The sequence below is a fragment of the Variovorax sp. Varisp41 genome (assembly GCF_047325085.1).
Taxonomy (GTDB): Bacteria; Pseudomonadota; Gammaproteobacteria; order Burkholderiales; family Burkholderiaceae_C; genus Variovorax.
Genome location: NZ_CP168540.1, coordinates 3365249 through 3383610, shown reverse-complemented (window position 1 = coordinate 3383610; position 18362 = coordinate 3365249). Strand labels below are relative to the sequence as shown.

The 18362-nt window shown below is 72.1% G+C and carries 17 protein-coding genes and 1 other RNA gene; 13 read left to right on the top strand and 5 right to left on the bottom strand.

Going from position 1 to position 18362, the window contains the following annotated elements; translation table 11 throughout:
- Positions 1-951, top strand: a complete 951-nt coding sequence (locus ACEN9J_RS15705; protein WP_413761465.1) for a cupin domain-containing protein — start codon at positions 1-3, stop codon at positions 949-951.
- Between the two features lie 6 nt (positions 952-957).
- Here the strand turns inward: ACEN9J_RS15705 and ACEN9J_RS15700 are convergent, their stop codons facing one another.
- Positions 958-1854 (bottom strand): DMT family transporter, encoded by an 897-nt coding sequence (locus tag ACEN9J_RS15700; RefSeq protein ID WP_261211412.1) that lies wholly within the window; start codon positions 1852-1854, stop codon positions 958-960.
- Between the two features lie 118 nt (positions 1855-1972).
- Here ACEN9J_RS15700 and ACEN9J_RS15695 point away from each other — a divergent pair, with 118 nt between their 5' ends.
- The 8 genes from ACEN9J_RS15695 (at position 1973) to ACEN9J_RS15660 (ending at position 9865) form a co-directional block, all read left to right on the top strand.
- On the top strand, positions 1973-2767 hold the full coding sequence (locus ACEN9J_RS15695) for an AraC family transcriptional regulator (RefSeq protein ID WP_413761464.1): 795 nt from the start codon (positions 1973-1975) through the stop codon (positions 2765-2767).
- 79 nt (positions 2768-2846) lie between these two features.
- An RNA gene (gene rnpB, locus ACEN9J_RS15690) (RNase P RNA component class A) lies at positions 2847-3175 on the top strand.
- A 131-nt stretch (positions 3176-3306) separates the two neighbouring features.
- Positions 3307-3810: a MarR family winged helix-turn-helix transcriptional regulator gene (locus tag ACEN9J_RS15685; RefSeq protein ID WP_413761463.1), complete on the top strand. Its 504-nt coding sequence runs from the start codon at positions 3307-3309 to the stop codon at positions 3808-3810.
- Entirely contained in the window at positions 3811-5973 is a 2163-nt protein-coding gene (locus ACEN9J_RS15680; protein WP_413761462.1) for an FUSC family protein, read from the top strand.
- A complete protein-coding gene (locus tag ACEN9J_RS15675) occupies positions 5970-6176 on the top strand; it encodes a DUF1656 domain-containing protein (protein WP_209542553.1) in 207 nt (68 codons plus the stop codon). The genes ACEN9J_RS15680 and ACEN9J_RS15675 overlap by 4 nt, the downstream gene beginning before the upstream one ends.
- Positions 6177-6183: 7 nt before the next feature.
- On the top strand, positions 6184-7155 hold the full coding sequence (locus ACEN9J_RS15670; RefSeq protein ID WP_413761461.1) for an efflux RND transporter periplasmic adaptor subunit: 972 nt from the start codon (positions 6184-6186) through the stop codon (positions 7153-7155).
- Entirely contained in the window at positions 7155-8642 is a 1488-nt protein-coding gene (locus tag ACEN9J_RS15665) for an efflux transporter outer membrane subunit (protein ID WP_413761460.1), read from the top strand. The genes ACEN9J_RS15670 and ACEN9J_RS15665 overlap by 1 nt, the downstream gene beginning before the upstream one ends.
- Positions 8639-9865, top strand: a complete 1227-nt coding sequence (locus ACEN9J_RS15660) for a multidrug effflux MFS transporter (RefSeq protein WP_413761459.1) — start codon at positions 8639-8641, stop codon at positions 9863-9865. The genes ACEN9J_RS15665 and ACEN9J_RS15660 overlap by 4 nt, the downstream gene beginning before the upstream one ends.
- Positions 9866-9943: 78 nt before the next feature.
- Here ACEN9J_RS15660 and ACEN9J_RS15655 read toward each other — a convergent pair whose 3' ends face one another.
- The 3 genes from ACEN9J_RS15655 to ACEN9J_RS15645 all read right to left on the bottom strand — a co-directional run bounded on the left by ACEN9J_RS15655 (position 9944) and on the right by ACEN9J_RS15645 (position 13028).
- Entirely contained in the window at positions 9944-10528 is a 585-nt protein-coding gene (locus tag ACEN9J_RS15655) for a hypothetical protein (protein ID WP_057593928.1), read from the bottom strand.
- Positions 10529-10647: 119 nt separating this feature from the next.
- On the bottom strand, positions 10648-11364 hold the full coding sequence (locus ACEN9J_RS15650) for an RNA pseudouridine synthase (RefSeq protein WP_413761458.1): 717 nt from the start codon (positions 11362-11364) through the stop codon (positions 10648-10650).
- Positions 11361-13028 carry an MBL fold metallo-hydrolase gene (locus ACEN9J_RS15645; protein ID WP_413761457.1) on the bottom strand — a complete coding sequence of 556 codons (1668 nt, stop codon included), beginning with the start codon at positions 13026-13028 and terminating at the stop codon, positions 11361-11363. The genes ACEN9J_RS15650 and ACEN9J_RS15645 overlap by 4 nt, the downstream gene beginning before the upstream one ends.
- A gap of 118 nt (positions 13029-13146) precedes the next feature.
- On the opposite strand from ACEN9J_RS15645, the gene ACEN9J_RS15640 reads away from it, so the two are divergent.
- A complete protein-coding gene (locus tag ACEN9J_RS15640; protein ID WP_413761456.1) occupies positions 13147-14154 on the top strand; it encodes a Bug family tripartite tricarboxylate transporter substrate binding protein in 1008 nt (335 codons plus the stop codon).
- A gap of 24 nt (positions 14155-14178) precedes the next feature.
- On the opposite strand, the gene ACEN9J_RS15635 is transcribed toward ACEN9J_RS15640, so the two are convergent.
- Positions 14179-15057: a TorF family putative porin gene (locus ACEN9J_RS15635; RefSeq protein WP_413761455.1), complete on the bottom strand. Its 879-nt coding sequence runs from the start codon at positions 15055-15057 to the stop codon at positions 14179-14181.
- 155 nt (positions 15058-15212) lie between these two features.
- Between ACEN9J_RS15635 and ACEN9J_RS15630 the strand changes: the two genes are divergently transcribed.
- The 3 genes from ACEN9J_RS15630 to ACEN9J_RS15620 all read left to right on the top strand — a co-directional run bounded on the left by ACEN9J_RS15630 (position 15213) and on the right by ACEN9J_RS15620 (position 18315).
- Complete coding sequence (locus tag ACEN9J_RS15630) at positions 15213-16163, top strand: LysR family transcriptional regulator (RefSeq protein WP_261211399.1); 951 nt, start codon at positions 15213-15215, stop codon at positions 16161-16163.
- A gap of 71 nt (positions 16164-16234) precedes the next feature.
- On the top strand, positions 16235-17314 hold the full coding sequence (gene add, locus ACEN9J_RS15625) for an adenosine deaminase (protein ID WP_413761454.1): 1080 nt from the start codon (positions 16235-16237) through the stop codon (positions 17312-17314).
- A gap of 11 nt (positions 17315-17325) precedes the next feature.
- Positions 17326-18315, top strand: a complete 990-nt coding sequence (locus ACEN9J_RS15620; protein ID WP_413761453.1) for a Bug family tripartite tricarboxylate transporter substrate binding protein — start codon at positions 17326-17328, stop codon at positions 18313-18315.
- Positions 18316-18362 lie beyond the last annotated feature (47 nt).

Sequence of the window (18362 nt, the reverse complement as noted above, 5' to 3'; positions counted from 1 at the left end):
ATGGATGCCCTGAGCGAACTCGTAGCCTGGCTGGCCCCGCGCGGCCGCATGGACCTGCGCTGCCTGTTCGGCCAGGACTGGGCCGCGCCGCACGAGGCCATCGGCCCGTGGCGCGCGCCCTTCCACATCCTGATGCGCGGGCGCTGCGAGCTGTGGCTGCCGGCCAGCGGCACGCTGCTGCCGCTGGAGGAGGGCAGCCTCGTGATCCTGCCGCACGGCCAGGCGCACGTGCTGCGCACCGCGGGGCTCGGGCCGGAGCCGAGAGAGCCGCAAGAGGACATGCGCCCGATCCGCCTGCGCAAGGGCGAGCTGGTCGACCTCAAGACCAACCTGCCGCGCCCCGCGAAGGCCGACACCGACATCCTCTGCGGCGAGTTCGAGTTCCCGGGCCGGCGCCGCAGCACCTTGCTCGACGCGCTGCCCGATCCGCTGGTGATCCCCTTCGGCCAGCGGCCCGAGTACGGCTGGCTGCAGGGCCTGGTGCGGCTGATGGCGCACGAGATCGAGCAGCAGAACGCCGGCGCGCAGGCCATCGTGGCGCAGCTCTCGGGCACGCTGTTCACGCTGGCGGTGCGCGCCTGCCTCGACACCCGGCCCGAGCTCTCGGGCGTGCTGGGTCTCATGGCCAGCCCGCGGCTGGCGGGCGCGCTCAAGGCCATGCTCGATGCGCCGCAGCACGACTGGACCGTGGCCTCGCTGGCCGAGCGCTGCCACCTCTCGCGCGCCACCTTCGCGCGCGAGTTCGCGCGCCGCACGGGAACCGGCCCGCTCGAGCTGCTGACCAGCCTGCGCATGGAGCTCGCGTCGCGCCTGCTCGCGCAGGGCGGGCAGGACACGGCCTCGGTCGGCGAGGCCGTCGGCTACCGCTCCGAGGCCGCGTTCAACCGTGCCTTCGCGCGCCATGCGGGCCTCACGCCGGGGCGCTTCCGGCGCGCCGCGGCGGCCGGCTGAAGCGGCTCAGGACCCGGCCAGCACCGGGCGCCGCAGTGGCGCCTTCCACAGCTCGGCCAGCAGCACGCCGGCCACCGTCAGCACGCCGCCGACCGCGTGATAGGCCGCGAGCGATTCGCCGATCACCGCCGCCGCGATCAGCGCGGTGAACAGCGGGATCAGGTTGAAGAACATGCTCGCGCGGCTCGGACCGATGTGGGCCACCGTGTGCATCCACACCAGCGGCGCGAGCATCGAGGCGCCGAGGCCCGCGAAGCCGATCAGCGGCAGGTTGGCGGCCGACAGGCCCATGCGCGGCGTCAGCAGGTACAGCGGCAGCAGCACGATCACCGCGCACACGATCTGCAGGTAGAGCAGCTGCAGCGCGGGCACTTCCTTCATGCCCCAGCGCTTGAGCAGGATCACGTAGACCGCATAGGCCAGCATCGCCAGCAGCATCAGGCCGTCGCCCAGGTTGGCGCCGCTCTCGAGCAGCGTGCCGAGGTTGCCCGAGGACACCACCACCGCCACGCCCGCGATCGACACCAGCGAGCCCGCCACCGCGCCGGCCGTGAGCCGCTGGCCCAGCAGCAGGATCGACAGCGCCAGCACCATCATCGGCGTGAGCGAGCCGATGATCCCCATGTGCGTGGCCGTGGTCATGTAGGCCGCGTAGTAGGCGAGGCTCTGGTAGACCACCATGCCCAGCAGGCCGAGCACCGCGATGCGGCCCAGCTGCGGGCGAATCGCGCGCCAGTTGCGCAGCACCGGGCGCAGCGCCAGCGGCGTGAACAGCAGGGCCGCGAGCAGCCAGCGGTAGAAGCTGATCTCGGCCGGCGCGATGGTGCCGGCCGCCATCTTGCTGACGACGGTGTTGCCCGACCAGATGACGACGGCGAGCAGGGGGAAGGCATAGGGCCACATGGGACAGGACTTTCAGGAGGAGGCGGGGCTATCATCGGTGCGTCCGTCCTGCGGCATATAGCTCGATCAGGACAACCGGTCCGGAATTCCGGACGCTCTTTCGAGGAACCGACCCGCCATGGCCGATCGCGCGCGCTACCTGTCGATCCAGGACGTGGAGCACAAGGCCGGCCCGTTCTATTTCAACTGGGACGAATTCGGCGCCGACACCCTGGCCGCGCCGCACAGCCACAGCTGGGGCCATCTCAACTACACCGCGCACGGCACCATGCAGATGGAGGCCGAGGGCCTGCGCTTCCTCTCGCCGCCGCAGTACGCGGTGTGGATCCCGCCGCGGGTGGTGCACAGCTGCACGCTGCGCCATGCGGTCGTCTACCGCACCGTCTACATCGTGCCCGCGCTGTGCGCCGAGCTGCCCGCGCAGCCCTGCACCGTGCGCATCAGCCCGATCGTCCGCAGCGTGCTGGCCGACTTCGCCGCGCGCGATGTGAACGAGCCCGTCACGCCGGCCGACCTGCGGCTCGCGCAGGTGGTGGTCGACCAGCTCGCGCGCGCCGAGGTGCTGCGCTGCTACCTGCCCGCGGCCGCCTCGCCCGCGCTGGTCGGCGTGCTCGAGGCGCTGCAGGCCGACCCCGGCGACCACCGCTCGCTGGCCGAGTGGGCCGCGAGCGTGCACATGACCGAGCGCACGCTCGCGCGCCAGTGCCAGCGCGAACTCGGCATGTCCTTCGGCGACTGGCGCCAGCGGCTGCGCTTCCTGCGCGCCATCGATGCGCTGGAGGCCGGCCGCACGGTGCAGGAGATCGCCTTCGACCTCGGCTACAGCACGGCCTCGGCCTTCATCGCGATGTTCCAGCGCGAGGCGGGCACGACGCCGGAGCAGTACCGGCGCGAGTTCTGCGGCATCGCTTGAAGGCAAACAGCCGGACGCAGAGGACGCGAAGATTCCGCTTTCGATCGCGGTCGCTTCCTGCGGCGATAATCCGTTCCGTGAAGCGTGCCAGACCGCCGCTGGTGCAAGTGCCGAAAGGCCGCACTGGAGGAACGTCCGGACTGCACAGGACAGCGCAGGAGCTAACGGCTCTCCACCGTGAGGTGAGGATCAGAGCAACAGAGACGAGCCGATTCAGTTCGGGTGAAACGGGCAATCTCTGCGCGCAGCAACACCAAGTAGGCCAGTATCGAGGTGGTTCCGCTGAGCTGGCGGGTAGGTGGCATCGAGCCGTCTGGCGACAGACGGCCCAGAGTAATGGCGGTCACGCCGGGCATTTCGCAAGAGATGTCCGGTGCACAGAATCCGGCTTATCGGCGCGCTTCACACTTTTCTTTCTTCCCCCAACGTTCTTCGTCGGGTCATGCCGCTCGGCGCATGACCCGCCCGTCGGCATGGCCGGCACGATCTGGGGTAAACCCGTATAATCGATAGCAAGCTAACTAATTGGGAGCCTTGCCATGGCCGAACCGGTCACGCCGCCCGCCGGCCGGAAGAAGAAAAAGGAAGCGCGCGAAGCCGCGCTGATGAAGCTCGGCATGCAGTTCTCGACCCTGCAGCGCGGCTACCGCGCCGCCGCCGACAGGGCGGTCGCGCACGTGGGCCTGTCGCAGACCCTGGCCTGGCCGGTGGTGATGATCGGCCGCATGGAGCAGGGCGTGCGCCAGGGCGTGCTGGCCGAGGCACTGGGCATCGAGGGACCTTCGCTGGTGCGTTCGCTCGACCAGCTCGTCGAGGCCGGCTATGTCGAGCGCCGCGAGGACCCGGCCGACCGCCGCGCCAAGACGCTGCATCTCACGCCCGCGGGCGAGGCCGCCTGCGAACCCATCGAGGCCGCGCTGAGCTTGATGCGCGTCGCGCTGTTCGAGGGCGTGTCCGACGAGGACCTCGCGGCCTGCCTGCGCGTGTTCGCGGTGCTCGAGGAACGGCTGGGCCGCGGCGCACCGGCCGAGGGGCGACGCTAGATGCCCTCGTTGAGCCTGCCGCGCTTCAGCCGCGCCGAGATCGTCTTCTCCACCAAGAGCTTCGCCGCCGCGATGCTCGCGATGTACCTCGCCAGCCGCGCCGGCCTGCCGCGTCCGTTCTGGGCCCTGATGACCACCTACGTCGTCGCCCATCCGCTGGCCGGCGCGGTGCGCTCCAAGGCGGTCTACCGCTTCTGCGGCACGCTGATCGGCAGCACCGCCACCGTGCTGCTGGTGCCCGCGCTGTCGAACGCGCCCGAGCTGCTGACGCTGGTGCTCGCGCTGTGGGTCGGCCTGTGCCTGTGCATCTCGCTGTTCGACCGCACGCCGCGCTCCTACGTCTTCATGCTCGCGGGCTACACCGCCGCGCTGATCGGCTTCCCCTCGGTGCAGGCGCCCGAGGCGCTGTTCGACACCGCCGTCGCGCGTGTCGAGGAGATCGGCCTGGGCATCTTCTGCGCCACGCTGCTGCACAGCCTGGTGCTGCCGGCCGGCATGGGCCCCACGGTGCTGGGCCTGCTCGACCGCACCCTGCAGGACGCGCGCAAGTGGCTCGGCGACCTGCTGCAGCCGCCTGCCAGCGCCACGGGCACGCCCGCGCGCCGCGCCGATGCCGACCCCAAGCGCCTGGCCGACGACCGGCGCCGCCTCGCGGGCGACATCACGCAGTTGCGCATCCTGTCGACCCACGTGCCCTTCGACACCACGCACCTGCGCTGGACCGCCGGCGCGATCCGCGCGATGCAGGACCGCGTGGCCGCGCTCACGCCCGCGCTGTCGGCGGTCGAAGACCGGCTGCTCGCGCTCGAGCAGGCCGAGGGCGCCATCGCGCCCGACGTGGCCGCGCTGCTCGCGCAGACCGGGCAGTGGCTGCGCGAGGAGGGCGCCGGCACTTCGGACGATGCGCGCCTGCAGGCCCTGCGCGCGACCCTTGCCGCGCTCGCCGCGACCGGGCCCGATCGCGCGGTCTCGCCTTGGGGCCGCGCGCTGCGCATCGCGCTCGCGGGCCGGCTCGAGGAACTGGTCGAGGGCTGGCGCGCCTGCGCGCGGCTGCGCGCCGACATCGACGACGGCCTGAAGGGCGCGGTGCCGCCGCGCCGCGTCGCCGCGCTCGGCAACCGCGTGCTGCACCTCGACCGCGGCATGGCGCTGCTGTCGGCGCTCGCGGCCGTGCTCGCCATCTGCCTGTGCGGCGCGTTCTGGATCCTCACCGGCTGGTCGATGGGCTCGGCCGCCACCATGATGGCCGCGGTCTTCTGCTGCTTCTTCGCCACCATGGACGACCCGGTGCCCGCGATCCAGGGCTTCCTCAAGTGGACGCTGTGGTCGATCCCGATCTCCGCGCTCTACGTGCTGGTGCTGCTGCCGCTGGTGCACGACTTCGGCATGCTGGTCGCGGTCTGCGCGCCGGTGTTCCTGGCACTGGGCCTGTACATGGCGCGGCCGGCCTATTTCATGGCCGCGATGGCGCTGCTGTTCGGCGTCGCGGGCACGCTGGCGATGCACGACACCGCCACCGCCGACATCGTGAGCTTCATCAACAGCATGCTGGGCCAGGTCTTCGGCGTGGTGGCCGCGGCCTTCGTCACGCGGCTGGTGCGCTCGGTGGGCGCCGACTGGAGCGCGCGCCCCAACCAGCGCGCCACCTGGCGCGAGCTCGGCGAGATGGCCGGCGCGGCCGCGGCCACGCCCGTGAGCCTGTCGCCGTCGGCCCAGCGCCGTGGCGTGCCCGGCGACGCCTACGCGGTGCGCATGCTCGACCGCATCGGCCTGCTGGCACCGCGCATCGCGCAGGCCGGCGGCCGCATCGAGGGCGTGGCCGCCGACGACGCGCTGCGCGACCTGCGCATGGGTGCCGACATCGATGCGCTGCAGCGCGTGCGTGCGCAGCTGCCGCTGGCCTCGGCGAGCGCGCTGCTCGGCGACATCGCGCGCTTCTTCCGCCAGCGCGCCGGTGGCCGCGTGGCCGCGCGGCCCGCGAGCCTGCTGGCGCGCATCGACGAGGCGCTGGCCTCGATGCTCGGCACCGCGGGTGCGTCGAGTGCCGACGCGCGCTCGGCCGTCACCGCGCTGGTGGGGCTGCGCCGCAATCTCTTTCCGGAGGCGCCGCCGATGCGCGCGGCTTCCGCTGTTCCAGTTCCCGCGCAAGGAGTGTCCCGATGATCGGCGAAGCGAGTTTCTACGGCCTCTACGTGCCCTGGCTGATGCTGCTGGCCGGCGCCGCGCTGCTGGCCCTGTGGGGCGTGCGCCGGCTGCTGGCCGCCACCGGCCTCTATCGCTGGGTCTGGCACCCGGCCCTGTTCGACATGGCGCTCTACCTGCTGCTGCTCTATGCGCTGAGCCGCGCCACGTCCTCTCTGCAATGACCACACCATGACCGCCAACACATCCAACGACAACAACAAGGCCGGCGCCCGCACCTGGCCCGCCGGCGCGCTGCGCATCCTCGTCACCGCGGCCGTGGTGGCCGCCGCCGTCTGGGCGGGTTTCCGCCTCTGGGACCACTACGAGCTCGCGCCCTGGACGCGCGACGGCCGCGTGCGGGCCAACGTGGTCCAGATCGCGCCCGACGTCTCGGGCCTGGTCACCGCCGTGCCGGTGCAGGACAACCAGTCGGTGGCCGCCGGCACCCTGCTGTTCGAGGTCGACCGCGCGCGCTACGACCTGGCCGTGCGCCAGGCCCAGGCCGCGCTCGCCGCGCAACGCGCCATGAGCGCGCAGGCCCAGCGCGAGAACGCGCGCAACGCGGGGCTCGAGGCGCTGGTCTCGCAGGAGGCGCGCGAACAGACCCGTGCGCGTGTCGAGCAGGCGCGCGCCGCCGTCGCGCAGGCCGAGGTCGCGCTCGATTCGGCGCGGCTGAACCTGCAGCGCGCCGAGGTGCGCGCGCCGGCCGACGGCCTGGTCACCAACCTCGACCTGCGCCAGGGCAGCTACGCGGCCGCGGGCCGGCCGGTGCTCGCGCTGGTCGATGCGCGCTCCTTCTACGTCGAGGGCTACTTCGAGGAAACCAAGCTGCCGCGCATCCACCTTGGCGACCGCGTGCACGTCATGCCGATGGGCGGCGGCGCGGTGCTCGGCGGCACGGTCGAGAGCGTGGCCGCCGGCATCGCCGACCGCGACCGCTCGACCAGCGCCAACCTGCTGCCGAGCGTGAATCCCACCTTCAACTGGGTGCGGCTCGCGCAGCGCATCCCGGTGCGCGTGAAGCTCGATCCGCTGCCCGCGGGCGCGCGGCTGGTGGCGGGGCAGACGGTGACGGTGCAGGTGCTCGAGCAGGCCCAGGCGCAGCGCGAGAAGACCCCCGCCGACGCCGAGGCCAAGGCCGGCGCCAGGAAGGAAGGATGATGACCAACGCATCCCGCGCCGTGCTGCGCATCGCCGCGCTGGCCGCCGCCGCGGCGCTCGCGGCCTGCGGCAGCGTCGGCCCCGACTACCGCCAGCCCGACGAGGCCATCGCGAGCCAGCCCGCGGCCGGCCGGCCCTTCGCCGAAGCCGATCCCGCCGCCGGCCTGCAGGCCGTGCCGCTGCCGCCGCACTGGTGGCGGCTGTACCGCGACCCGCGGCTCGACCGGCTGGTGGAGCAGGCGCTCGCGCACAACACCGACCTGCGCCAGGCGGTCGCCAACCTCGAGCGCGAGCGCGCCATCGAGGCCGAGGTGGCCGGTGGCAAGCGCCCCGTCATCGGCGTGAACGGTGGCCCTTCGTTCGGCCATGTCTCGGGCCTGCAGCTGCTGCAGAAGGACTACGAGCCGCCGGACCGCTTCAACTACAGCAGCGGCCTGTCGCTGTCCTACCAGGTCGACCTGTTCGGCCAGATCCGCCGCGCCGCCGAGGCCGCCGAGGCCGGCACCGCGTCGGCCGCGGCCGCGCTCGACCTGGTGCGCGTGAACGTCGCGGCCGGCACCGCGCGTGCCTATGCCGAGGCCTGCTCCACCGGCCTGCGCTTGTCGATCGCGCAGAAATCGGTGCGGCTGCAGCAGGAGGCGGTCGACGTCACCGCGAAGCTGCACGAGGCCGGCCGTGCCGGCGCGCTCGACACCGGCCGTGCCCGCGCGCAGCTGCAGCAGCTCACGGCCGCGCTGCCGCCGCTCGTGGCCGAGCGCCAGAACGCGCTCTACCGCCTCGCCACGCTCACGGGCGAATTGCCGCAGGACTTCCCGCGCGAGCTCGCCGACTGTGCCGTGCCGCCGCGCGTGGCCGGCACCGTGCCGGTGGGCGACGGCGTCGCGCTGCTGCGCCGCCGGCCCGACATCCGCCAGGCCGAGCGCAGCCTGGCCCAGGCCACCGCGCGCATCGGCGTCGCCACGGCCGACCTCTATCCGAAGATCACCCTGGGCCTGTCGGCCTCGTCGGCCGGCCCGGCCGAGGACTTCGGCCGCAAGGGCACCTTCGGCTGGAGCCTCGGGCCGCTGATCTCGTGGACCGTGCCCAACACCGGCATCGCGCAGGCCCGCATCGCGCAGGCCGAGGCCGGCACGCGCGCGGCGCTCGCGAAGTTCGACGGCACCGTGCTCACCGCGCTGCGCGAGACCGAGTCGGCGCTCGGCAACTACGCGCGCGAGCTCGACCGCCGCGCCGCGCTGCAGGCCGCGCGCGACGAGAGCGCCACCGTCGCCGCGCAGGCGCGCCAGCTCTACCGCAACGGCCGCACCGCCTACCTCGACGCGCTCGATGCCGAGCGCGCGCTGGCCGCGAGCGATGCCGCGCTGGCGGCCAGCGAGGCGCAGCTGTCGGACGACCAGATCGTGCTGTTCATGGCGCTGGGCGGCGGCTGGGAGACGGACGACGGCGACCGGCTCGCCGCCACCGGCAGCGAGGCACGCAAGCAGTGAGCACGAACGCCATTCCCGTGTCGCGCGCCGCGCACGCGCCGCTGTGGCTGCTCGCGCTGGTCACGTTCAGCGGCACCCTGGCCATGCACATCTTCGTGCCCGCGTTGCCGATCGCCGCGCGCAGCCTCGGTGCCGGCATCGGCGAGATGCAGATGACGGTGAGCCTCTACATCTTCGGCCTGGCCGTCGGGCAGCTGGTGTACGGCCCGCTGGCCGACCGCTTCGGCCGCCGGCCGGTGCTGCTCGCGGGCCTCTCCCTCTACACCGCCGCCGGCCTGGCCGCCGCGCTCGCGCCCGAGGTGCATGCGCTGATCACGGCGCGGCTGTTCCAGGCCATGGGCGGCTGCGCGGGCCTGGTGCTCGGGCGCAGCATCGTGCGCGACACCGCCGAGCCGCAGGAGGCCACGCGCCGCCTCGCGCTGATGAACCTGATGGTGACCGTGGGCCCGAGCATCGCGCCGCTGGTCGGCGGCGCGCTCGCCACCGCCCTGGGCTGGCGCTCGATCTTCTACGGCCTGTTCGCGCTCGGCATCGTCGGCCTGCTGTTCACCTGGCGCCTGCTGCCCGAGACCGGCCGGCCCGGCGCCGCCGTCAGCGCGCCCGCGCTCGCGCGCAACTACGCGCGCCTGCTGCGCTCGCCGGCCTTCCTCGGCTTCTCCGTCGGCGGCGGCTGCGCCACCACCTCGATGTATGCCTTCGTCGCCTCGGCGCCGTTCATCTTCGTCGACCAGCTGCACCGGCCCGCGCACGAGGCCGGCATCTACCTCGCCATCCTGGTCTCGGGCGTGTGGCTCGGCAGCTTCCTCACCAGCCACCTGATCGCGCGCGTGCGCGTCGACCGGCTGATGATCCGCTCCAACGCGCTCAGCGTGCTCGCGGCCTTCGTGCTGCTGGGCGCCGCGCTCACCGACCGGCTGTCGGTGCCGCTGATCGTGGCCAGCATGTTCCTGTTCACCGTCGGCGTCGGCATGGCCTCGCCGGCCGCGCTCACGCAGGCCATCGGCGTCAACCCGCAGATCATCGGCTCGGCCTCGGGCCTCTACGGCTTCACGCAGATGGCCGTGGGCGCGCTGTGCACCGCGCTCGCGGGCATGGGGCACCGCAATCCCGCGCTGGCCTCGGCGCTGGTGCTCGCGGGGGCGGGGATCGTGGCGCAGCTGTCGTTCGCGGTGGCGCTGCGTGCGCAGCGCAAGGTGGTGCCCGTTTCAGCTCATTCGGGCTGAGCCATCCCACCCGTTCGGGCTGAGCCTGTCGAAGCCTCGCGCAAGGCTTCGACAGGCTCAGCCTGAACGGTGACGGGCTCACTTCGCGAACAACCACCCGCCCTTCGGCTGCCGCACCAGCTCGTGCCGCTTCACCGAACGCTCCTCCCCGTCGTCGCCCACGTAGACCACGTCGAAGCGCAGCAGCTTCGGCGACACCATCTTCCAGTTCTGGATCCGCTTGACGGTCACGCAGGCGGTCTTGTCGTGGTACTGCATCTGCGCCATCGGCCCGCCCTGGAAGCCCTGGGCGTCGAACAGCCGGCCCGGCGCCGCGAAGGGATTGAGCACCGCGCCGTTGCGCGCGGTGATGCAACCCTCGGTGCGCAGGAAGGACTCGATGGTCGGGGAGGCGCTGCGCACCACGCGGCCCACGGCCGGGGTCGGCGGCTTGGCGGCGATCTGCTCGCGGATGCGCTCGACCTGGTCCTCGGTGATCGGCGCCAGGCCGTCCCTCGACACGATGGGCGGTGGCGCGGGTGCCGGGGGCGGCGGGGGCGCGGGCATCAGCGGCTCGAACACCGAGCAGCCGCCGAGCGAGGCGAGGGCGAGGGCCGCCACCGTGGCGGGCAGGCGGCGCGGGAAGGGCGCGGCCTCGGTGGCGGGAATCGATCCGGACTTCATGGCTTGGGGTCTCCTGTCGGCGGCGCGAAGCCGCTGGCTGAAAAAGCAGGCCGCGAACATGCGGTGCGAGGGTGGAAGCGCGCCGGCTTCCCGTTCTTCTTTCTTCTTCTTCGGGGGCGTCAAAAGCGTTCCTGCGGCGCGAGGTAGCGCCACTGGCCGGGCGCGAGGCCGGCCAGCGGCACGCGTCCGATGCGGATGCGGCGCATCGCGAGGATGCGCAGCTCCATGCGGTCGCACAGGTGCGCGACCTGGCCCGGCTGCGCGCCCTTGAGCGCGAAGCGCAGCCCGGTCTGCTCGGGCGTCTGGCGGCCGATGCTCACACGCGCGGGCGTGCGCTCGAAGCGCGCGAGCTGCTCGGGCGACACGGCACCGGCCACGTCGACCATGATCTCGTGCTCGATGACGGCGGCGTCCTCGTGCAGCTTGCGCTCGATGCGGAATTCCTGCGTGAAGGCCACCAGGCCGCTGGCGCCGGTCTCCAGCGGCGTCATGCAGTGCTGGCCGCGCGCATGCGCGGGCAGGAAGCGCGGCGTTCCGTGCGCGGCGGCGAGGTTGGCGGCCACCAGCAGCGTGTGCGCCTGCTCGATGCGCAGGCCGGCCGGCTTGTGCAGCAGCAGCGTCACCGGCAGCACCGGCTCGGGCCGCGCGCCCGCCTCGATCTCCACCTGCTGGTGCGGCTGCACGCGCGACTGCGGCAGCAGCGCCGGCTGGCCGTCGACGCGCACCGCGCCGTTCTCGATCAGCAGCTCGGCCTCGCGCCGCGAACAGCCCGCGAGCGCGGCCACGCGCTTGGCCAGACGGATGCCCTCGGCGTCCTGCCTTTCTGGAGCACTCATGAACCGACGGCCGCCTGCTGCCGGATGCGCGCCACGTGCGCCGCCAGCGAGCGCGCGGCCACCGGCCACAGCCGCTCGGGCACGTCGTCGTAGGCCAGCGGCAGCCATTGCTCGGGCGTGCCCTCGGGCAGCTTCTGCATGGCGGCCGCGATCTTGGCCTCGCGCTTGAGGCGGTGCGCCTTCAGGTAGGCGATGGCCGTGCGCGCGAAGCCGATCACGTGGCCGTGCGCGGGCAGAATGAATTCGACGCCGCCGGCCTCGCAGTTCGCGTCGAGCTTGTCGAGCGAATCGAGGTAGGCCGTCATGTCGCCGTCGGGCGGGTCGACCACCGTGGTGCTGCCGTTGAGGATGTGGTCGCCCGAGAACAGCAGCCCGTCCTCCTCGAGCACCAGGCACAGGTGGTTGGCCGCGTGGCCCGGCGTGTGGATCACGCGCAGCGTGTGCGTGAGCGGCTGGCCCTCGGCACCGGTGCCCGCGAGCACCAGCCGCTCGCCGTCGGCCAGCTCGCGCTCGGCCGAGAAGCGCGCGCGCGCGCGCGCCGTGGGCGCCGACGACAGCCCCAGGATCGGCGGCTTCGCGGCGCCGGCCAGCGCCTGCAGCGGCGCCGCGCCCGGCGAATGGTCGGCATGCGAATGCGTGCAGACGATCATGCGGATGTCGCCCCTGGCGGCCTGCCACAGCCGCTCGATGTGGGCGGGGTCGTTCGGGCCCGGGTCGATCACGATGTGGCCGGTGGCGGCGTCGCCCACGATGTAGCTGTTGGTGCCCGGGCCGGTCATCGCGCCCGGGTTGGGCGCGGTCAGGCGCTGCACGTTCTTCAGCAGCGCCACCGGCGCATCGCTCTTCCAGTCGAGCGAGTGCAGCATCTGGCCGTCGGGGCAGACCAGCGCGAGTTCGCCGAAGGGCGGGTCGTTCTCCATGAAGCGCTCGTCGCGGCCGTTGACGAAGCCGCCGCGCGGGCAGCTGGTCCACAGCGGCTGCTCGCTCGCGCAGGCCGCCAGCACCGCGTCGACGCTCGCATACGAGGCCATGCGCTGCAGCGTGCGCACGGTCGGGAAGATCATGAAGAAGCTGCCGGCCGCGTGGCGCGCCAGCGCATCGGCCGGGCGCACCCAGCTCGGCTCGAACTGCTCGCTCTCGTCGGCCGAGGGCTCCTGCCCCTCGGGCATGCGCGCCACCAGGAAGGGCACGTCGAAGCGCTTGGGCAGGTCGCGGTCGGTGATCCAGTGCGCGAAGGTGAACACGCGGTCGGCCTCGAGCACCAGCCCACGCGCCGCGCACTGCTCGGCGAAGGGCACGGCCGCATGGCCGTCGCGGTCCATCGCGGCGATGTCCGCGGCGCCGGCCGGGCGGCCGTCGGCATGGTGCGCGAGCAGCACGCCGAGCTCCTCGAAGCATTCGCGGATCGCGGCCACCGCCTGCGTGGCCTGCAGCGGGCTCTGCGTGGGGCGGCGCGCCGCCGTGCGCGCGGCGACCTCGTCGGCCGCGTCGATGTGGCCGCCGGGGAAGACGTAGGCGCCGGGCGCGAAGCTGGCCTTGGCCGAGCGGCGCGTCATCAGCACCTCGATGCCGGACGCGGTATCGCGCAGAAGCAGCACGGTGGCCGCGGCGCGCACCGCCACCGGTTCGCGCTGGGGATGGATGAGTTGTGTGGGACGAACCATGGGGCGATTATGGAGAGGCGGCGCGCCGGAGGTGTGTCGCGCATAAGCACATGCCGAAGCGGGTATGAGCATCGCGCCAGAATCCGGGCCTGCACCGCCCGAACCGAGGACCACCGCCATGCCCCCTTTCCACTTCCCGAGCCGGCACCTGCGCGCGCTGCTGACGGCCGCTGCATTGTGCGCGTCGATCGCGCCCGCGGCGCATGCGCAGGCCGATTGGCCGCAACAGCCCGTAACGCTGATCATGGGTTTTCCCGCCGGCTCCGGTGTCGACGTGGTGGCCCGCACCATCCAGGACCCGCTGACGCGCCAGCTCGGCAAGCCCGTGATCATCGACTACCGCTCCGGCGCGGCCGGCAACATCGCGAGCGAGTACGTGGCCCATGCGAAGCCCGACGGCTACACGCTCTCGTTCGGCACCGCCGCGACGCACGGCAGCAATGCCGCGCTCTACAAGAAGCTGCCCTTCGACGTCGAGGCCGACTTCGTGCCGGTGGCGCCGGTGCTCGACGTGTCGAACGTGCTCACGATCAATCCCGACGTGATCAACGTGAAGACGCTCAAGGAGTTCGTCGCGCTCGTCAAGGCCAACCCCGGCAAGTACAACTACGCCTCCACCGGCAACGGCGCCGGCACTCACATGGCCTTCGCCGAGTTCAATGCGCGGCTCGGGCTCGACATGGTCCACGTGCCCTACAAGGGCGGCCCCGAGGCCATCACCTCGGTGGTGCGCGGCGAGACCTGCTGCATCATGAACCAGGTCCAGACCATCCTGCCGCACTACAAGGCCGGCAAGGTGCGGCTGCTCGGCGTGACCACCGCCACGCCGGTGGCCGCGGTGAAGGAAGTGCCCACCATCGCATCGAGCGGCCTGCCGGGCACCCAGGGCTTCGACAGCTCGATCTGGTTCGGCATCTTCGCGCCCAAGGGCACCGACGCGCGCATCGTCGAGAAGCTCAACGCCGCCGTGAAGACGGTGCTCGAGCAGCCCGAGATCCGCGAGAAGTTCGAGAGCCAGGGCAACACCATCCGCATCGAGACGCCCGCGCAGTTCAGGAAGACGGTGCACGACAACCGCGTGAAGTGGGCGGAGGTCGCGAAGACGGCGAACATCAGCATCGATTGATGCCGCCGGCCGCCGGCGTCTTCGTCAGAGCGCCTTGGCCAGCGTGAGGATGAAGCGCGGCTTGTTCGGCGAGTAGAACTGCTGCACGGTGTAGAAGCCGAAGTCGTACAGCGGGCCGGCCGCGGCGTTGAAGGCGTTCTTCTGGTTCGCGCCCTGCACCGAGCCGGCGAGCGTGAGACCGCCGCCGAAGTCGTAGCTGGCGCCCACGTTGTAGTCGACATAGCTCTTGTAGGGCGTGTTCCTGCGGATGTCGCTCGACAGGGCCGTGTAGCCCACCGCGGCCTTGAGCGTCACCTTGGGCAGGATCTCCTTGCTGTACGACAGGTTCAGGTAGCCGGTGTTGCGGCCCTCGAGGCCCGAGCCCAGCTTGTTGCCGGCGAAGCCGAAGTAGTCCTTCGACACCGTGTGCGAGTACTTCAGCGTGAAGGAACCGAGGCTCTCGTCGGCATAGGTGGCCGCGCCATAGAGCTCGGTGGTGTTGCCGACCGAGTTGCCCGGATAGATGTAGGTCAGCGCACCGACGTCCATGTCCAGCGGGCCGGCCTTGAACTTGTAGCCGCCGTACAGGTCGACCTCGACGCTGTTGCCCTTGAGCCAGTTGACGCTGGAGTTCCAGTTGCCGACGTAGAAGCCGCTGTCGCCGAAGGCGTAGTCGAAGCCGCCCTGGATGGCGGGCTTGGCGCCGCGGGTCTTGGCGTAGTCGTTCCTGCCGAGCATGTCCTGGTCCTGGCCGCGGAACTTGTAGTTCGTGGTCAGCGCGATGTTGGCCGTGACCGGCGAGGCGGCCGGTGCCGGCGCATCGCCGGCCGCTTGCGCGAAGGCCGCGCCGGGCAGCGCGAAGGCGGCGGCGATCAGGGTGGGGAGGGCGAGTGCCGAGGAGGCGGCGCGGATCGATCGTTGCATCGAGAGAGCTCGGGGATGAAGGAAGAGCGACAGCGTAGGAGGGGGCGTATCAAAGCCGTGTAAAGACTTCGGGCCGCGGCGCAAAAATCGCGCATGCGGCGGGCGGGCAGAATCGCTGGCCCGCAGACGTTCCATTCCTCTTCGATCCGAACACCATGTCCCTGCCCGACACCGGCGAGCATGACCGCCGACTGGACGAATCGCTGCTGCGCTCGCTCCACGTGCTGCTGAGCGAGGCCAGCGTGTCGCAGGCCGCGGCCAAGCTCGGCGTGGCGCAGTCCGCGCTGAGCCGCCACCTCAAGGTGCTGCGCCAGCTCACCGGCGACGAGTTGCTGGTGCGCGTGGGCAACCGCATGGTGCTGACCGAGCGCGCGCAGGCGCTGGCCGCGCCCACGCGGCGCATCCTGGCCGACATGTCGCTGCTGACCGCCGAGGCCGGCCCCGTCGAGCCGCGCGAGCTGCGCCAGAGCTTCCGCATCGCGACCTACGACTTCCTGCCGCGCCAGTTCTTCGCCGACGTCGCCGAGCGCGTGGCGCGCCAGGCGCCCGAGTGCGACGTGGTGATCCGCGGCCTGGGCTCGCGCTTCGAGCACTACCGCCAGCTCGCCGACGGCGAGGTCGACATGGTCATCACCATCTGGCCCGAGCTGCCCGGCCACCTGCGCGCCGCCAGCCTGCTGACCGAGCCCATGGTCTGCCTGGTGCGCGAGGGCCATCCGCTGGCCAGGGCGCCGATGACGCTCGACGACTACCGGCGCGCGCGCCACCTGTCCTCGCTCGAGCACGTGCCGGGGCAGGGCACCATCATCGACGCGCAGCTGGCCGAGCTCGGCGTGTCGGTCCACACGGCGATGCACACCCAGTTCCTCGGCATGGCGCCGGCCATCCTCGCGCGCACCGACCTCGTGTTCACCACCGGCCGCCTGCTGGCCGAGGACTTCGCGCGCCAGTACCCGCTCGCGATCGTGCCCTTTCCCGCGAAGATCAAGCCGCACCGCTACCGCCTCGTGTGGCACGAGCGCACGCACAAGAACCAGGCCATGCGCTGGCTGCGCGGCGAGCTGACGGCGGCCGCGCGCGAGCTGGCGCACCGGCCCAGGTCATGACGGCGCTGTCATAACCTGCTGCACAGCGCTGTGCTGGGCGCGGGCGGTGGGCGTGGCTATCGTCGCCGTCCATGTCCACCCCTTCCTCTCCCGCGCCGGTCCGTGCGGACCTGCTCGCCCGGCTGCCCAAGACCGACCTGCATTTCCACCTGGCCGGCACCCTGCGCCCGGCCACGCTGGTCGCGCTCGCGCGCCAGTACGAATTGCCGCTGCCGCGCCCGGTCGACACGCTCTACAGCTACCGCGACTTCTACGACTTCATCGACGTGCTGCGCATCGCGGCGCAGGCGGTGCGCAGCAGCGCCGATTTCGAGCGCGTGGCCTACGAGGCCGTGGAGGACGCCGCGCGCAGCAGCAACGCGCGCCATGTCGAGCTGTCGTTCAACCCGCAGTACTTCATGCCCACGGGCGTGCCGTACCGCGTGCAGGTCGAGGGGCTGGTGGCCGGCCTGCGCGCCGCGCGGCAGGACTTCGGCTGCTCGGGCCTGCTGATCGCCTCCTTCGACCGCGGCCTGCCGCTCGACAGCGCCGAGCGCGCGATGGACGACATCCTCGGCCTGCGCTCCGACCTCGTCGTCGGCGTGGGCCTCGACGGCCCCGAGCGCGCGGGCCCGCCCGCCAGCTTCGCGGCCCTGTTCGAGCGCGCGGGCCGCGCCGGCCTGAAACGCACCGCCCATGTCTGCGAGGACAACCAGACGCTCGAGGAGGCGCCGCCTTCCAACGTCGACGACTGCATCCACCTGCTGGGCTGCGACCGGCTCGACCATGGCTACAACCTGCTCGCCAGCGACGACGGCCTGCGGCGCGCGCGCGACCGCGGCGTGCATTTCTGCGTCTGCGGCATCACGAGCGTGGTGCGCAACCAGCGGCGGCGGCTCGACAGCGTGAAGCGCATGGTCGACGCGGGCCTGCCGGTCAGCCTCAACACCGACGACCCCGCGATGTTCCACACCGACCTCAGCCACACCTACGCCACCGTGCTCGAGGGCGGCGGCTGGGGCTGGGAGCAGGCGCGCGCCTTCAGCCTCGCGGGCGTCGACGCCTGCTGGCTCGACGACGACGCGAAGCGCAACCTGCGCGCCGACTTCGAACGCGAGATCGCCGCGCTCGAGCGCGAGCAGGCTGCTCCCCTGGAAACGAACCGCGACTGAAGGATCCCACGATGCACCTCGACACCGCACGCCGCCGCGCACTGCTCGCGGCCCTGGCCTTCGCTGCCTGCACCACCGCTGCCATCGCGGAGCCCGCCTGGCCCGCGCGCCCCATCACCCTGATCGTGCCCTACGGTGCCGGCGGCAACGTCGACGTCATGGCGCGCTGGATCGCGCCCGAGCTCGCCACGCGGCTCGGGCAGCCGGTGGTGATCGAGAACGTGTCGGGCGCCGGCGGCGTCATCGGCACCGAGAAGGCCGTGCGCGCCAGGCCCGATGGCTACACCCTGCTGCTGTCGGTCGAGAGCACTGTCGTCATCGCCAAGATGGTGACGCCTTCCACCGTGCGCTACGACGGCCTCGCCGACCTCGTGCCCGTCACGCTGCTCGGCGCCCAGCCGCTGGCGCTGGTGGGCAAGCCCGCGCTGCAGCCGAAGACCAGCGAGGCGCTCTATGCCGACCTCAAGGCCGCGCCCGGCAAGTACAGCTATGCGAGCTCGGGTGTCGGCACCTCGCTGCACCTGGGCGGCGAGCTGCTCAAGCAGCGCGGCGGCGTCGACATGGTCCATGTGCCGTACCGCACCGGCGTGCAGATCGTGAGCGACCTCAGCGGCAACCAGCTCGACCTCGCCGTGCTGCCGCTGTCGATGGTCATCCAGCAGGCACGCGCGGGCAAGCTGCGCGTGTACGGCGTGATGGCGGAGAGCGCTTCGGCCGCCATGCCCGAAGCCTTGCCGTTGGCCAGCGTGCCCGCATGGCGCGGCGCCGACGTGTCGGTCTGGCAGGGCATCTTCGCGCCCAAGGCAACGCCGCCGCAGATCGTTTCGCAGCTGCATGCCGCGCTGGCGCAGGTGCTCGCGAACCCGGGCGTGCGCAGGAATTTCGAGGAGGGCGGCGTCACGCCGCTGGGCGCGGGGCCGAAGGAGTTCGCGGCCTTCCTGAAGGGCGAGGATGCGAAGTTCGGCGCGATCGTCGCGAAGGGGAACATCAAGGCCGAGTAGCGCGATGCCTCAGAATGCCGCAGCGCCCCAGGCGCTCCTCGTTCCTT

Bases quoted from the DNA above. Each gene is read 5' to 3' on its own strand.
- ACEN9J_RS15705 (WP_413761465.1), top strand. From the start codon at position 1: ATGGATGCCCTGAGCGAACTCGTAGCCTGGCTGGCCCCGCGCGGCCGC.
- ACEN9J_RS15700 (WP_261211412.1), bottom strand. From the start codon at position 1,854: ATGTGGCCCTATGCCTTCCCCCTGCTCGCCGTCGTCATCTGGTCGGGC.
- ACEN9J_RS15695 (WP_413761464.1), top strand. From the start codon at position 1,973: ATGGCCGATCGCGCGCGCTACCTGTCGATCCAGGACGTGGAGCACAAG.
- ACEN9J_RS15685 (WP_413761463.1), top strand. From the start codon at position 3,307: ATGGCCGAACCGGTCACGCCGCCCGCCGGCCGGAAGAAGAAAAAGGAA.
- ACEN9J_RS15680 (WP_413761462.1), top strand. From the start codon at position 3,811: ATGCCCTCGTTGAGCCTGCCGCGCTTCAGCCGCGCCGAGATCGTCTTC.
- ACEN9J_RS15675 (WP_209542553.1), top strand. From the start codon at position 5,970: ATGATCGGCGAAGCGAGTTTCTACGGCCTCTACGTGCCCTGGCTGATG.
- ACEN9J_RS15670 (WP_413761461.1), top strand. From the start codon at position 6,184: ATGACCGCCAACACATCCAACGACAACAACAAGGCCGGCGCCCGCACC.
- ACEN9J_RS15665 (WP_413761460.1), top strand. From the start codon at position 7,155: ATGACCAACGCATCCCGCGCCGTGCTGCGCATCGCCGCGCTGGCCGCC.
- ACEN9J_RS15655 (WP_057593928.1), bottom strand. From the start codon at position 10,528: ATGAAGTCCGGATCGATTCCCGCCACCGAGGCCGCGCCCTTCCCGCGC.
- ACEN9J_RS15650 (WP_413761458.1), bottom strand. From the start codon at position 11,364: ATGAGTGCTCCAGAAAGGCAGGACGCCGAGGGCATCCGTCTGGCCAAG.
- ACEN9J_RS15645 (WP_413761457.1), bottom strand. From the start codon at position 13,028: ATGGTTCGTCCCACACAACTCATCCATCCCCAGCGCGAACCGGTGGCG.
- ACEN9J_RS15640 (WP_413761456.1), top strand. From the start codon at position 13,147: ATGCCCCCTTTCCACTTCCCGAGCCGGCACCTGCGCGCGCTGCTGACG.
- ACEN9J_RS15635 (WP_413761455.1), bottom strand. From the start codon at position 15,057: ATGCAACGATCGATCCGCGCCGCCTCCTCGGCACTCGCCCTCCCCACC.
- ACEN9J_RS15630 (WP_261211399.1), top strand. From the start codon at position 15,213: ATGTCCCTGCCCGACACCGGCGAGCATGACCGCCGACTGGACGAATCG.
- add (WP_413761454.1), top strand. From the start codon at position 16,235: ATGTCCACCCCTTCCTCTCCCGCGCCGGTCCGTGCGGACCTGCTCGCC.
- ACEN9J_RS15620 (WP_413761453.1), top strand. From the start codon at position 17,326: ATGCACCTCGACACCGCACGCCGCCGCGCACTGCTCGCGGCCCTGGCC.